Source organism: Pseudomonas sp. GW-45 (genome assembly GCF_056896675.1).
Genome location: NZ_CM167674.1, coordinates 1755675 through 1768802 on the forward strand (window position 1 = coordinate 1755675; position 13128 = coordinate 1768802).

The 13128-nt window shown below is 53.5% G+C and carries 14 protein-coding genes and 2 pseudogenes; 7 read left to right on the forward strand and 9 right to left on the reverse strand.

The features are described 5' to 3' along the window. Positions 1–69: 69 nt before the first annotated feature. Together AC1XYH_RS07970 and AC1XYH_RS07975 are read left to right on the forward strand one after the other, a co-directional pair. Entirely contained in the window at positions 70–588 is a 519-nt protein-coding gene (locus tag AC1XYH_RS07970; protein ID WP_483326072.1) for a hypothetical protein, read from the forward strand. Between the two features lie 157 nt (positions 589–745). Continuing rightward, a complete protein-coding gene (locus tag AC1XYH_RS07975) occupies positions 746–1558 on the forward strand; it encodes an alpha/beta fold hydrolase (RefSeq protein WP_483326073.1) in 813 nt (270 codons plus the stop codon). A gap of 75 nt (positions 1559–1633) precedes the next feature. Here the strand turns inward: AC1XYH_RS07975 and AC1XYH_RS07980 are convergent, their stop codons facing one another. From AC1XYH_RS07980 to AC1XYH_RS07990, 3 genes are all read right to left on the reverse strand, one after another. Beyond that, positions 1634–3502, reverse strand: a complete 1869-nt coding sequence (locus AC1XYH_RS07980; protein ID WP_483326074.1) for a carboxylesterase/lipase family protein — start codon at positions 3500–3502, stop codon at positions 1634–1636. Between the two features lie 163 nt (positions 3503–3665). Continuing rightward, positions 3666–4136 (reverse strand): DMT family transporter, encoded by a 471-nt coding sequence (locus AC1XYH_RS07985; RefSeq protein WP_483326075.1) that lies wholly within the window; start codon positions 4134–4136, stop codon positions 3666–3668. Between the two features lie 15 nt (positions 4137–4151). Next, the gene (locus tag AC1XYH_RS07990) at positions 4152–4580 is read right to left on the reverse strand and encodes a DMT family transporter (RefSeq protein ID WP_483326076.1); all 429 of its coding nucleotides are present in this window, start codon (positions 4578–4580) and stop codon (positions 4152–4154) included. Positions 4581–4664: 84 nt separating this feature from the next. On the opposite strand from AC1XYH_RS07990, the gene AC1XYH_RS07995 reads away from it, so the two are divergent. Together AC1XYH_RS07995 and AC1XYH_RS08000 are read left to right on the forward strand one after the other, a co-directional pair. Then, positions 4665–5597, forward strand: a complete 933-nt coding sequence (locus tag AC1XYH_RS07995; protein WP_483326077.1) for a LysR family transcriptional regulator — start codon at positions 4665–4667, stop codon at positions 5595–5597. Positions 5598–5738: 141 nt separating this feature from the next. Beyond that, entirely contained in the window at positions 5739–6917 is a 1179-nt protein-coding gene (locus AC1XYH_RS08000) for an MFS transporter (RefSeq protein WP_483326078.1), read from the forward strand. A gap of 86 nt (positions 6918–7003) precedes the next feature. Here AC1XYH_RS08000 and AC1XYH_RS08005 read toward each other — a convergent pair whose 3' ends face one another. The 3 genes from AC1XYH_RS08005 to AC1XYH_RS08015 form a co-directional block, all read right to left on the reverse strand. Further along, a complete protein-coding gene (locus AC1XYH_RS08005; protein ID WP_483326079.1) occupies positions 7004–7501 on the reverse strand; it encodes a M48 metallopeptidase family protein in 498 nt (165 codons plus the stop codon). A 6-nt stretch (positions 7502–7507) separates the two neighbouring features. Further along, complete coding sequence (locus tag AC1XYH_RS08010) at positions 7508–7966, reverse strand: DUF2147 domain-containing protein (protein ID WP_483326080.1); 459 nt, start codon at positions 7964–7966, stop codon at positions 7508–7510. A 169-nt stretch (positions 7967–8135) separates the two neighbouring features. After that, positions 8136–8480 carry a 50S ribosome-binding protein YggL gene (locus AC1XYH_RS08015; protein ID WP_483326081.1) on the reverse strand — a complete coding sequence of 115 codons (345 nt, stop codon included), beginning with the start codon at positions 8478–8480 and terminating at the stop codon, positions 8136–8138. 432 nt (positions 8481–8912) lie between these two features. Between AC1XYH_RS08015 and AC1XYH_RS08020 the strand changes: the two genes are divergently transcribed. Beyond that, positions 8913–10289 (forward strand): tyrosine-type recombinase/integrase, encoded by a 1377-nt coding sequence (locus tag AC1XYH_RS08020; RefSeq protein WP_096344917.1) that lies wholly within the window; start codon positions 8913–8915, stop codon positions 10287–10289. Between the two features lie 91 nt (positions 10290–10380). On the opposite strand, the gene AC1XYH_RS08025 is transcribed toward AC1XYH_RS08020, so the two are convergent. Then, positions 10381–10617, reverse strand: coding sequence for a DUF4113 domain-containing protein (locus AC1XYH_RS08025; RefSeq protein WP_483326082.1), 237 nt, complete (start codon positions 10615–10617; stop codon positions 10381–10383). A 92-nt stretch (positions 10618–10709) separates the two neighbouring features. Here AC1XYH_RS08025 and AC1XYH_RS08030 point away from each other — a divergent pair. Both AC1XYH_RS08030 and AC1XYH_RS08035 read left to right on the forward strand, forming a co-directional pair. After that, positions 10710–10913, forward strand: a pseudogene (locus AC1XYH_RS08030) (3-oxoacyl-ACP reductase); the annotation flags it as partial. Next, positions 10914–11079, forward strand: a pseudogene (locus AC1XYH_RS08035) (integrase); the annotation flags it as partial. A gap of 294 nt (positions 11080–11373) precedes the next feature. On the opposite strand, the gene AC1XYH_RS08040 reads toward AC1XYH_RS08035, so the two are convergent. Both AC1XYH_RS08040 and AC1XYH_RS08045 read right to left on the reverse strand, forming a co-directional pair. Beyond that, positions 11374–11742, reverse strand: a complete 369-nt coding sequence (locus AC1XYH_RS08040; RefSeq protein ID WP_096346759.1) for a hypothetical protein — start codon at positions 11740–11742, stop codon at positions 11374–11376. A gap of 89 nt (positions 11743–11831) precedes the next feature. Continuing rightward, entirely contained in the window at positions 11832–13016 is a 1185-nt protein-coding gene (locus AC1XYH_RS08045) for a DUF4236 domain-containing protein (RefSeq protein ID WP_483326083.1), read from the reverse strand. Between the last annotated feature and the right edge of the window lie 112 nt (positions 13017–13128).

The window sequence follows — 13128 nt, forward strand, 5'->3', positions numbered from 1 at the left end:
CTCGGCTAGTTATTGGTGCCTCACGTGTTAGCGTAAGCTGCCTGTGGCAAATACAAAGGCAAAAACCCTATGAAGCATTCCCTTACCCTTACCCTCACACTGTTAGCACTGGCTCCCCTGCAGGTTTGGTCACAATTGTCAGGCACTCCTATTCCCGAATTCACGGCGACCGTGCTGACAGGCGCACAAATCAAGTCAACGCAACTGATCGGCCAGCCAACCATCCTTATCGTCACCCCGAGCAAGGATGCCGCCGAAGACACCCGCTTATGGGCCAACGCGTTGCGTGAAAACATTGATCCCAGCATGGTGCGCATCCGTGATGTATTGGCGATCGATCTGCCATTCTTTATGAGCGAGGAAGATGCGATTGGCCGCGCCAAGGCAAAAATACCAGAGCGGTATCATGACCAGACCTGGCTATTAAATGAGTCCAGCCTTGAAGCCGCTTTGGACGTTCCGCGTGACAGTACGAATGCGTTCGTGTTTGTTTTGGACACACAGGGGCAGATTGCTGCCCGCGTTCAGGGCAACCCAAATGCCGCCAAAATAAGCCAGGTTGAACGCGCTGTCAGCGTAATCCAGTAGCTAACAGCGTGGGCGAATGCCTCCAAACTTTTATTCGCTCTGCCTGGGCGCTCGAAACGAACGGGGTCATGCCGTTGTCACATATATACCGGCCAGAGAGTCCGCGTGCCGATTATGATCGCTGCTCTCTCCTTCTTCGCATCAGGGAGTTTATGTTATGCCGATGATTGAGTTAAATGGCGTAGAGATCGCCTACCAAGACACTGGCCCCCACGGCGCCCAGGCAATACTACTCGCGCATTCGCTGTTCTTTGACCATCGCATGTTTGAACATCAGGTAGAGCGTTTTTCCGAGCACTACCGTGTGATCGCTTATGACCAGCGCAGTCACGGTTTTACATCCAATCCTAAAAACGGCGAATACGGCATGGATGCGCTTGCCGATGATGCAGCAGCACTGATCAAAAGCCTGGAGTTGGGCCCTGTGCATATGGTCGGTAATTCCATGGGAGGCTTTGTTGCGTTGCGCTTGGGTGCACGGTATCCGGAGCTAGTACGCTCGGTGACGACCGTGGGTTCGTCCGCCGATAAAGAGCACAACACCGAGCAATATCGTCCCTTGGTTCAGGCCTTGAAGGATCACGGTACGGGGGCGGTAATGGATCAACTCATGTACACCATGTTTGGCGATGCTACGCTTGCTGCCGAGTCGCAGGCCACTCTGCGATCAACCTGGCGCAGCCGAATGGGCGCGCTACCGCACGAAATTGGCGCTGCAGCCGAAGCGGTAGTCGAGCGTCAGAGCGTGGTCGATGAACTGCATCTCATCAAGGCGCCGGTTTTGGCGATTGCGGGCGAGGAAGACCACGCTTACAGCATCGACCTTTCGGAGCAGATAGCAGCGGGCGCTGCCGACGGCCGCTGCGTTGTCATCAAGGCCGCCGGACACTCAGCTAGCCTCGAAGCCCCGGAGCCAGTTAATACAGCGCTGGAAGCTCACTTCAAACGGGCGGAAGCTGCGGGTCGCTGAAGGGTTTATAGGCCCTTAGATCAGTTTCAAAAAAAACGGGACCCTAGGGTCCCGTTTTGCTTTTGGCGTTGCTGATTAGGGGTTGGAGTAGCTCGCCGACTGCCCAAAGAAAGTACGCAGTGCACCTTGTTCGGTCGGCGTTAGCCCGAGGGTGGTCATTGCCGCGATCCAAGCGGTGTTGACGCCATCCAAGGTCAGACCTTCGTTGGACATGCTGATATCGGTGGCTGAGTCGGTGGCATCAAACACGATGACCTTGTCGGCGCCTGCCGTATTGGACCAGGGCTGCCAAGCCAGCTCGTTTTTGCTGAACTCGCCGTTTGGATTACCTCCACGCGCGAAGTCCGCAAGATAATCCATCATTGCGTTCTGCAAGTCCTTGCGGCCAGGTTCGTTCTGTGTGGTAAAGGGTAGATTGAACAGCCCCTCACCGGCACCATGGAAGAACGAAATTTCCGAGGCATGTCCCGCGCCATAGATGAAATTGAATGGTGCCGGACCAGACTGAGTGCCCCAGCGGAAGTCATAAGCGTACGTAGCAGGCTGATGCGTGGTAATCACGCGCGCTAGTTCATCTACATACTTCGCGCGCCAAGCACGGCCGCCGTTATAGCCAGTGACTTCGTAGGTGTCTTTGTCTTTTTGGGTGGGCAGAACATCATCAAGTGTCTGAGTACCTTCAAAGGCGACATCTAAGAGGTCGAGCCAGCTCTTACCTGCAGCGGACGGGATAGTGCCGCCTACGGTTGCCTTTAGTGCTCCGCCATACAGTGGCATGAACGACTTCTGCTCGTACTCGTTTGCGCCGAGTATCACCGGCACATTGTTGAAGTCCCCGGAGGTGAACGCGGGTAACCAGCCACCAACAGGGATAACGGTGCCGTCTTCTATACCGCCGTATGAACTCAACTGGCTGTAGTTGAATACGGCCTGGTAAAGGTCGCGGCCTTGAGCAGCGCGCAGGTAGGCGTTCAGTGTGCCGGCAACCTCCATATCCTGGCGCATCTGAGTTGCTTGCGCTGGGCTGATTGGCGTAGCGGGCGTCTTGCGATCCTCAATCAAACGAATCAGCCATTCGATATGGTTATTCGTCGCAGTGCGCGCATTGCTGGTGCTGCGTGTTGTCATCGCACCACTCTGCGATACCGCCTGGTGAAACAGACCGCCGTCTGCTTCAGGCGATACCAGTAAGTTAAGCACGTTATGTGCGCCGGCAGATTCGCCTGTGATGGTGACGTTATCGGGATCACCGCCAAAGTCGGCGATATTTGCTTTAACCCACTTCAATGCTTGAATAGTGTCCAGCGTACCGAAGTTACCTGAGTCAGATAACGGGTCCGCGCCGCCGGTTTGCACATCAGGATGGAAGAACCAGCCCAAGGGTCCGAGGCGGTATTGCAACACCACCATCACCACATCAGAGTTCTCTACCAGGGCCCGGCCATCGTACTGCTTGGCGGTACCAAAGTTGTTTGAGCCACCATGGATCCAAACGTAGACGGGTAGCTTCTCGCTTTGGTAGTCGGCGCGGTTGGGCCGATACACATCGGCGATCAGGCAATCTTCGTCGCCAACCATGGTAGAGGTGCGCTGCCAGCGTGTGGTGGTTTCCGCTTGCACGCATTCCGCGTGACGCTGCGTGGCATCGCGAGTCCCCGTCCAGTTTTCAGGTGGCAGCGGAGCTCTCCAGCGCAAATCACCTACGGGCGGTTTGGCGTAGGGCAGGCCGTGCCAGATTAGTGTGTCGTCTTCGACTATGCCTTGAACTTCGCCATTGGCGAGGGTGATTTTGGCGCTGGTAGGCTCGTTGGTTTCATCATCATCGTCGCTGTCACTGCTAAAACACCCGCTCAGTGCGAGCGATCCAGCAATAGCAAGCGCAAGGGTTGTGAAAATAGGACGTGATGAAGCGTTACTACCTTGTTTATGGGTGCCAGAACGCATTCGCTATCTCCTGAGTCTTTATTATTGTTTGAATACTTGCGCCCAGTCGGGCAGAACTCAGTGTAGTGCTGGGATGCGATACCGCATGAGACATAAGCGACGCCTATGTCCTGCATGGTTGTGAGCTTATGCTGATGTTTGGTTGTTACTTAGTGCTTTGGTTTTACTCAGCAGCGGCCAGCCGAAACGCCCGCCTGCGATGGCTCAGATAAATCAGCGTCAGCGCCCCTATCAGTAGGGCCATCGACAGATAACGCGATGGATCTAGCGGCAAACGGTTGTTGCCGAGCCAGCCAAAATGATCAATCAGCAGACTCATCAGCAATTGGCCTGAAATCACCGCCACAGTCGCCGCTGCGGTGCCCACGCGAGGCACAGCAAAAACAATGGCCAACATGTAGACCACGCCAAACAGCGCACCAATCAATTGCCATTTGGGCACGCTAAACAAGGTCGCTTCCTTCGGTGACTCAAAGAAGAACATCAACAGGAAGGTGATAACCGCCCCCATAGCGAAAGTCAGCCAGGCGCTTTCGACCACACCTGTCTGCGCGCCGAGTTTTCCGTTGATCGAAGATTGTGCTGCGAGTACAGCGCCGCCTAATAATAGCAACGCAAAAACAATGGGTAACATGCGTTATCTCTCCTTTTACATTAACCAAAGTGCAGCAAAAATCATCACCAGTGCCAAGCCGCGATAACCATCTACCGCACGCTTTTCGCTGCCGAGTAGACCGAAATGATCAATCAGCAGACTGGCTGCGACCTGCCCGCATAGGATGCCGACCATGGTCATACCGACGCCCACCAGCGGCGTGGCGATGGTCAGAATAATGACGTAGATCGGCCCAAGAATGCCGCCGGTCAACATCCACCGAGGCTGCGTGAAAAGCTGCCCAAGCAGGCGCCGCCGAGTGAATACCAACACAAGCGACAGCAGCAGTGCACCGACCAGAAAAATCGACAAGGTGGCGGAAAGATGACCAACCTGCTCGCCAAGCGGACCCAGCAGTCCTGCCTCCACCGACAGCCCCATGCCTGCTACCAACACCATCAGCAAAATAATTGCCTGTTGCATACCGCCTCCTTTACTTAAGCCCGCAAGCGTAATGCGCAGCTGTTGTTGCTACAATCCGTGCAAATCACAAAGGACTATTGCATTTTGGACAACTCGCCCAGCTTGCTCGCGCTACGCCTGTTTGTACGTGTCGCCATGACGGGAAGCTTCGCTGAGGCCGCAAGATTCTTCAGCCTGCCCGCCTCTTCGGTATCGCGGCATATTGCCAACCTGGAAAAGCACCTAGGCCAGCGCCTGCTGTTCCGGCATACCCGCGCCGTGCGCCTGACCGATTCCGGTGAGCGCTACTACCAGGATGTGAGGCAGATACTGGAGAATCTGGAGCTGGCCAATGAGCAGGTCAGCAGCGGCGCAAGCGGCCCGCGCGGGTTATTGCGTATCAACGCGCCTGTGGCCTTTGGTCACCGGCATATCGCCCCGTTGCTGGCCGAGTTGCAATCGCAGCACCCGGCACTGGATGTCGAGCTGACCTTAAGCGACGCCTTTATCGACCCGGTACAAGAAGGCGCAGATGTGGTTATACGTGTTGGTGCGTTAAGGGATTCCAGTTTGGTTGCGCGGAAGCTAGCACCCCAACGCTTTGTTGCTTGTGCTGCGCCGGCCTATATCGAGCGGCACGGTGAGCCATCGCACCCAGACCAATTGGCGCAACACAACTGCCTGGTTTACAAAGGCACCCGCGGCATCCAGCCCTGGTACTTTCGCCAGCCTGCAGACCCTGAGCTGTTTCAACGTTATGACGTTAAGGGTAATCTCTATGGCAATAACGCCCAGAGCCTGGTTGAGGCGGCGCTACAGGGTCAAGGTATTGTGTTGTTTCCTACATGGCTGCTGTATGAGGCGCTGCGTGAACGTACTTTGCTGCCCATACTGGTTGAGTTTGAAGCGTCTGGCGAACCGACACTGGAAGGCATACACGTGATTTATCCAGAAAATCGCCTGCGCTCCTCAAAGGTCGCCGCGTTTCTGCAGCATCTTTTCCAGACAATTGGCGAGCGTCCTTACTGGGATAGTTGAACCGTCAGATGTTAAGCAAGCACCCGACCTCTCGGTCGGTTGTCTAAAGCCCCACTCCCAAATACCAATAACACCAAAAGTCGCTTGACCCTGAAGCTATCACTGCCTAGGGTGGCGGGCGAAATTCTCCCCGAGGCATCCATGACCCACCGCTCTAAACTGCCCTCTACAGTCTATCTGTTAGGGTTAACTATCTTCTCGTTGGTCACTGCCGAGTTTATGGTAGCGGGCATGATGCCCGCCCTGGCCGAGGCCTTTTCGGTAAGCCTTGCCGAGGTCGGTAACCTGATTGCCTTCTATGCCGTGGGTATGGCGTTAGGTGGTCCGCCGGTCACTATAATGTTGCTGGCTCGGCGCGTGAGCAATAAGCGCGCATTGGTTGGGCTATTGGTTCTTTATGTTTGCGCTAGCGCACTGGGGGCTGCGGCGCAGAGCTACTTGATCCTGGCAGTAGCGAGAGTAGTTATGGGGGTGTCCAGCGCAGCCTGCATTGGCCTGTCCATTACGATATGTGCGGGCCTAGTGGCAAAACATGAACGGGGCCGCGCCATCTCAGTGGTACTGGCCGGCCTGATGCTTTCTCCCGTCGCTGGCGTTCCGATGACGGCCTGGGTTGAGCAACATTTTGGCTGGCGTGTCAGCGCCTGGATCGTCGTGCTACTGGCGGTAATTTGCACTTCAATCGCCGCTTTACGCCTCCCTACTGCTACTCCTGGCGGCGAACCGCCGTTGAGTAGCCAGTGGGCTCAGTTAAAGAACCGCAGTTTGTGGGGTGCTTATCTCACTAGCGGCCTGATCATCGGTGCCACATTCGCAGCATTTAGTTATTGCACGCCCATTTTGATCGAAGAAGTTGGCGTAAAGCCCGGCCATGTGGCCCCGTTGCTCGCGTTGTATGGCGTAGCGAATTTGCTGGGTAACACGCTTGTTGGCCGAATTTCCGATCGTCATACCATGTCTGCCCTAGGCTGGGGTTTAGCATTGATGGTCTTGGTGCTAGCTGGTTTTGCCCTGGCCGGTGAACACACTTGGCTCAACCTAGTTTGTTTTATTGCGTTGGGCTTGACCGGTGTAGCGCTGAACCCAGCCATGGCAGCGCGAGTGATGAAAGCTGCCGAGCCTATTGCGATGGTCAATACCTTACATACATCGGTGATCACGGCAGGTCTGGCATTTGGTAGCTGGGCCGGCGGTGCCGTTATCGAACAGGGTTATGGTTTGCGCGCCCCACTCTGGGTGGGAGCCGCCATCGCCTTTGTTGGTTTGCTCAGCGTTTGGCGTCCAGTGGTATTTAGGCCGAAGGTCGAGGCTTGTGTATGAGGCATTTGCAGCGATATCTACGATAAGATGCTGGTGCGCATAGAGAGGATGAATCTCCATTCAAGACACTGAATGTAATGCTCCCTCTAGCCCCGCAGCGTTAGAAACAACCTCAGATCCAGCTCCAGTTGGTGATAGTCCACCTCCATGTGCTGGCACAGCTTATAGAAGGCCTTGTTGTGCTCCTTCTCGCGCAGGTGTGCCAGTTCATGTACCACGACCATGCGCAGCAAAGGCTCCGGCAAGGTTTTGAGCAGCGCCGATACCTTGATCTCATTCTTGCGTTTTAGCTTACCGCCCTGCACTCGGCTGACAAACTGATGCTGGCCCAGTGCGTTATCGATGACGTGCATGCGGGTATCAAAAAACACCTTACTGACCGGATCGCTACTGCGCATGTGTCTTTGCTTCAGGCGCTGAGTGTAGTCGTAGAGTGCGGCATCGGTTTGGATCGGGTGCTGATCCTGTGCTGGGTAACGCTGCTCAAGCCAGGTACTGAGCTGATCGCGTTCAACTAGCTGTTGCACCTGCTGTTGCAGGCTGGGGCTGTAACCGCTGAGATATTTGAGCGTAGGTGCGGTCACTGGCGTTTAGTCCTGCCGTATCCAGGTTTGGGAGCGACCGAGTACAGGCATACCGATATAGCCGCGCACTTCTAACTTATTGCCGTTCTCGATCAGTCGAGCATTACTGCGATACACCTTGCCATTCTCTGGGTCGAGAATATGGCCATCGGTATATTCCTCACCTTCCCTAACCAAACCAGTCAATATGGTCAGCCCGACCACGGGCATATCTTTGTTTTCGCCCTCACATGCCTTGCATGTGGGGCTTGCCTCTGTACCGGGTTGGGGAAATACCTGTTCGATAGTGCCTTGTAGAGCGCCGCTCTCTTCGCTTATGCGTATCAGGGCCCTCGGCTTGCCGCTGACATCATCGATACTCTTCCATAGGCCAACAGGCGAGTCGCCGCCCGGCCAAGCCAACGAAGATGCGAGTACGATCATTAGCGCAAAAATGGCTCGCAGGATTTGGAATGTATTCAGCATGGTATGCATCTCGCTTTGGTTCAAAGACCGTCGAACTAATATAAACAGGTGCTGGAATTATCGCAGATTACCGTGAGAGGCAGGAGACGGAAATTTATTGGATCGCTCCGCCAAGCATTTGTTTAGACTCATAAAAAAGGCCATCTCAGTGGATGGCCTTGGAATGACTTCATGCTGCCGGAGAAATCGGCTTTTCTGGATACCAAGCATCCTGCAGCGGGCTTACTTCGACAACTGCCAGTTCACTGCGGCCCTTCAGCCAAGCTTCGACGGATGCACGCTGCTCTTCACTGACAGAGCCACGCTCATCTAGGCAAACTATGCCGAAGCCTTCAGTGCCAACGTAATCCAGCCCATTGGCGTCCATAGCTTCAGTCAAAAATTGATCGAGGAAATTATCAACGTCCTCAACTTCCAAATCATCTTTAAATTCCAGATTTAGCTCGAAACCCAATTCCTGAAATTCGTCAACACAGAGTTTTTTGCGCAAACGACGCGAGCGATTAGTAGCCATGAAAGTTCCTCTTGGATGATGTTAGCGCGGATTGTAGCAGCCAACGGGTGAGGCTTCCTGCCTATTGCTGATCAAGCCGCCGAATGGGCAATACTGATATCCATACGAATATATCTCAGCACTGAAACCGAGCAGTCTTGTCGATGGAAAAACAAGCGCGCACAAAAAAATCCAACCACCTCAAAGTGACTGGATTTTTAATTGTTTGGTCGGGACGGAGTGATTCGAACACTCGACCCCTTGCACCCCATATAGGTAAATGCTTGTCTCCTGGGGTCTACCGTTGCTCGTCAATTTTAGTCATTTACATTATTAACAGTAGCTTACGTAAGATTGATGTCTATAGACGTCTATGGCGTTCCGCCTTAAGCTACGCTCAAACGGTCACCAAACGGTCACGGCAGATTCTAAACGGTCACCAGCGAGGGAATGATGGGCGAAATAACTGACAGACAAATGAACGTGAAACCTTCCGATAAGGATATCTGGATAAATGAGTCCGCCCCGAAAGGGCATGGCCGTTTCATTGCTCGGATAATGCCATCCGGTGACCGGCTGTTCTATTTCCGCTACACCACCTCCGAAGGCAAGCGCATACGGTTACCTATAGGCGCCTATGATCGGGATGGGACCTCAGGTATCACGCTAAAGGTCGCTCGCCAACGTGCAAGGGAGTTAGCCACTCTATATCTGGCTGGCACAACCGATTTACGCGAACATCTTGAAGCCGAAGAAGCCGCTCGAATAGCCGGGCGTGAAGCCGAAATGGCACGGTTGGCTGCAAATAAAGCCAAATCGGTAGCTGAAGCCCACTACCAGGCTGCACGGAAGTCAGTGAACGACCTGTTTGAGCACTGGGCAAAAATAGATTTGATTAATAGAAAGGACGGTGGAGCAGAAGTCCGCCGCATGTTCAAGAAGGATGTATTACCGACGCTTGGGAAGCTAGCGGTAGCAGATGTCAAAAAGGGCCATATTGTTGAGGTAACCGATGCCCTTCTTGCCAGAGGTGTCAACAGAATGGCAAAGCAGATTTTTTCGCTGATCCGCCAGATGTTTCGCTTCGCGGTCGATAGAGACCTTATTGAACACGACCCAAGCGCCAGTATTCGCAAAGCTAAGATAGGCGGCAAGGATACGGAGCGAGATCGAGTGCTTAGCGAAGACGAAATCACGTACTTAGTCAAAATGATTCCAGATGCAGGCCTTCTGGTCACAACGCAAGCAGCTGTCTGGATTGCGCTATCTACATGCTGCCGCATTGGCGAACTACTTGGTGCTCATTGGGAACATCTAGATTTGGACAAGGGTATCTGGCTAATACCGGCCGAAAACAGCAAGAACGGAAAACCCCTTACGGTCTATTTATCACCCTTTGCAGCTCGGCAATTCCAGCGACTGCGGGAAGTAAATGGCGGTACCCAATGGTGCTACCCAAACCGGCACAAGAGCGGGACCGTATCATCCAAAACTGTTACCAAGCAGCTTGGCGACCGACAAAGAAAGTCAGATCAAACGATCATTACAAACCGGAGTTCAAAGTCCTCAGCCCTGCTCTTACCTGGAGGCAAATGGACTCCTCACGACCTTCGGCGCACAGGCGCAACGATAATGACAGCCTTAGGTGTCTTACCTGAGGTTGCCGACCGGTGCCTCAACCACACCGAAGAGAATAAGCTCAAGCGCATCTACCAACACCACACCTACGCGAAGGAAATGGCCGCCGCATGGAGCCTGCTCGGGGAAAGACTGGAGCTTTTATCCAGACCTGATATTGATAATGTGGTGATGATCAACCGAGGTAATTGATCTCGATATATCGGCTTTGCACGCTCGGCAGTCGTATTGCTGAGTCTGTTACCGCTCGGCAAATGGGTCTCCCAACCGTCCGGGCTCAGGCTCACCTGCACCCCACCCCCCACAACTCAGCCCATTTGGTCTTATAGCTCGGGCTCTTCAGCTCCCGCTTCATCCCCCACCCCGGCGTCACCGGCACACGCACCCGCCGTAGCGTACCCCTGCACCACCGCCCGTTGATCTCATCCAGCACACTCATCACCTTCTCAGCTGCAGCGGGCTGCACCTCGGCGAACAGGTCATCGGTAAACTCGCCCTGCTGCCGCAGATCCAGCAGCATGATCTCTGCCTTGGCGTAGGCATGGCAGGCCAGGCCAGGCCAGGCCAGAATATCGCTTCCAGCCCCTGCATGGCAGCACGGACGATCAACCTGGTGTCATCCTGACTTACAAGAGGAATGCTGAGGCAGCCGCCGCGGTTGTTCGTCGTATTGCGGCATCAGGAGGCAAGGCCGTGGCGCTTGAACTGGACGTGGCCGACGTAAGCTGTTTCGACGCGTTTCGAGAATCGGTAAGACTGACCCTGCAGACAACCTGGGGTGTAACTACGTTCGATGGCCTGGTAAACAACGCTGGTCGACTGGTCAGCCACTGTATGCGCTCCAATGCCAGCACCACGCTCAACGAGCATGGGTTTGAGCCAGAGCTGATTGAAGTAGCTCTGGCACGTGGATAAAGATAAGGTACGAAGCGCTTACAACCGTGCCGACTATATTGAGCGACGCCGGTCGATGATGGAGTGGTGAAGTCAACACATTGACTAGGCAGCTAACGCCAGCCTATCCGTGACTGCCAGCAACGAGGGTATTCAAAGAAGGTTGTGGCTATCAGGTGATAGAAACTACTTCATGTGACGTGAAGGCGTCATGGATAAGTAGGCAGCGGATCCGCCGGAAGTGGTGGCCTATCGACCGAATCAGGTTTGGGTCGCAGACATTACCAGACGGAGCGCAATTCATTGATTTACTAAGATGCGATGCGTCAGGCGTTTTATAATGAAATAGGCGTCAGCCTAGTTCAGGATTAGAGAGCAAAACCTACCGTCTGGACTGATTGAGCTTCTCGGCGGCCTTTGCTGCTGATGCTGACTGCTTTCCAGCGCAGTTTTGGTTGAAGGCGCTGGTCATGTTATTAAGCCGTTCAATTTTGGCGTTATAGGCATCCACTGACGCTTGGCTGTATTCATCAATAGTCGTGCGTTTGATGTCTTGCTCAAGCCAATTGGATTCATTGTAATCGCTGACGCACTGTTCCATGGCCAAATCGGAGATAACAGGCACGTGACGCGTGGTGCTATCAGATGGCGGAATCACATAGGTTTGAGCCAACGCTTGTGAGGCTACGGCGCCAGCAAAAAAGAGGATCATTAAGCCTCGCACCGAATTTACCTTGATTGATTTATTCATTCCCAATGGCTCCTGTACTCAATTGCCTGGCGATGCAGAGATTTTATTTACTTTCCAATACCTTATGGCGGGTTCCGATAGTATCTGGCTTAGCCTAGGTCACTAATGTTGTAAGGTTCAATACCTTTTAATCTTGATGAACGGTCAAGCTTGAAACCCGCATTGTAGCCCCTGAAAGTTGCTGCTGGGTCAACCTTCTCCAAGCATTCAAAATCAATTTGGGACCATTTTTCCCGGCCAATAACTACAGATATCAAGTACTCATTGTATTCGTTGCCCGTCGCTAGATCAGTACGTTGAATGTAGCCAGAGACTAAGACCTTCTGAATACCTGGCAGCACCGTAAAAACCTCACCTGCAACTCTGAACAAACTCCCAAAAGCTAATGCGATAAAATCCTTGCGGCACTGGGCATCTGAGCGCCTTTTTATCGCTAGTTTGCCTGTAGCACGCACCTCAGCAGAGGTTCTGGGCGTCTCATCTTCATCAGGAAGGTCCACATCCACGGCGATCCCCGTGTTGTCGTGGCTGAATATGTACGTAACCTGGGTTTCCTTTGGCCATTTCATTCTGCTCAGAACGAAATCTAGTGCATTTTCCATTTGGGCGCTAAAACCTTTCGAAGCAAGACGGAACACTTTTTCCACTTCAGCTTTCTTAGTATTGTGTGTTTCTCGCTCAGCTCGCCAGGCTGACACATCAATCTGATACTTGGCGACCGCTGCAGCATGGGCCTGCTCGATCTTATCTGACCGGAGCAGCAGTTTATCCATCAGCGAAATAGATTCCCTAATCGGCGATCGTGGCGGAGCTTTATCAAAAGCTGGCAGGCCAAGCGGTGAAGAAGTTGGCGATGGGGTGCTGAGGTGAATATCTACACAAGCTTCGAGATCGCTATTGATTTTCTCAGCCGCCCTGATGAGTAGCTCTCCAATCTCGGTCGCGCGCTCTGCTTTGACCCTCTTCGCCGCCGAAGCCGGCAGGTCATTACCTGAACCGTCGGTGAATCGAAGAACTCCACCCGAGTCCACATCGATATTCACCACGCCTGAATAGCCGCCGCCACCTCGAACCAAAATACCGGTTAACTGATTATCAAGCTTCTCCCTATAGGAGAGTCCAGTCCCAGGCACACCCATATTCAGATAGGTGCCTCGCCTTCCGGCGGTCACGCTTAAGCCTCTTGGCCCAAATGACGTACTTACCCCACTCTTACTGATGTTGAGACGAATCCCAGGTGCGATCGTGATTCGCTTTTGAAATCGAAATCCCATAAGACTTCCTGTCCATATATTCATAGGCCAATGTGCGCGCCGAGTCAGACGCGCTATAAAGCGACAGTTACCTTGGCCGCTTCGTACAAGATCGTTGAAGCCAAATACGCGC

Coding starts and splice junctions, on each gene's coding strand:
- AC1XYH_RS07970 (WP_483326072.1), top strand. CDS start 70: ATGAAGCATTCCCTTACCCTTACCCTCACACTGTTAGCACTGGCTCCC.
- AC1XYH_RS07975 (WP_483326073.1), top strand. CDS start 746: ATGCCGATGATTGAGTTAAATGGCGTAGAGATCGCCTACCAAGACACT.
- AC1XYH_RS07980 (WP_483326074.1), bottom strand. CDS start 3,502: ATGCGTTCTGGCACCCATAAACAAGGTAGTAACGCTTCATCACGTCCT.
- AC1XYH_RS07985 (WP_483326075.1), bottom strand. CDS start 4,136: ATGTTACCCATTGTTTTTGCGTTGCTATTATTAGGCGGCGCTGTACTC.
- AC1XYH_RS07990 (WP_483326076.1), bottom strand. CDS start 4,580: ATGCAACAGGCAATTATTTTGCTGATGGTGTTGGTAGCAGGCATGGGG.
- AC1XYH_RS08000 (WP_483326078.1), top strand. CDS start 5,739: ATGACCCACCGCTCTAAACTGCCCTCTACAGTCTATCTGTTAGGGTTA.
- AC1XYH_RS08010 (WP_483326080.1), bottom strand. CDS start 7,966: ATGCTGAATACATTCCAAATCCTGCGAGCCATTTTTGCGCTAATGATC.
- AC1XYH_RS08015 (WP_483326081.1), bottom strand. CDS start 8,480: ATGGCTACTAATCGCTCGCGTCGTTTGCGCAAAAAACTCTGTGTTGAC.
- AC1XYH_RS08020 (WP_096344917.1), top strand. CDS start 8,913: ATGGGCGAAATAACTGACAGACAAATGAACGTGAAACCTTCCGATAAG.
- AC1XYH_RS08025 (WP_483326082.1), bottom strand. CDS start 10,617: ATGCTGCTGGATCTGCGGCAGCAGGGCGAGTTTACCGATGACCTGTTC.
- AC1XYH_RS08040 (WP_096346759.1), bottom strand. CDS start 11,742: ATGAATAAATCAATCAAGGTAAATTCGGTGCGAGGCTTAATGATCCTC.
- AC1XYH_RS08045 (WP_483326083.1), bottom strand. CDS start 13,016: ATGGGATTTCGATTTCAAAAGCGAATCACGATCGCACCTGGGATTCGT.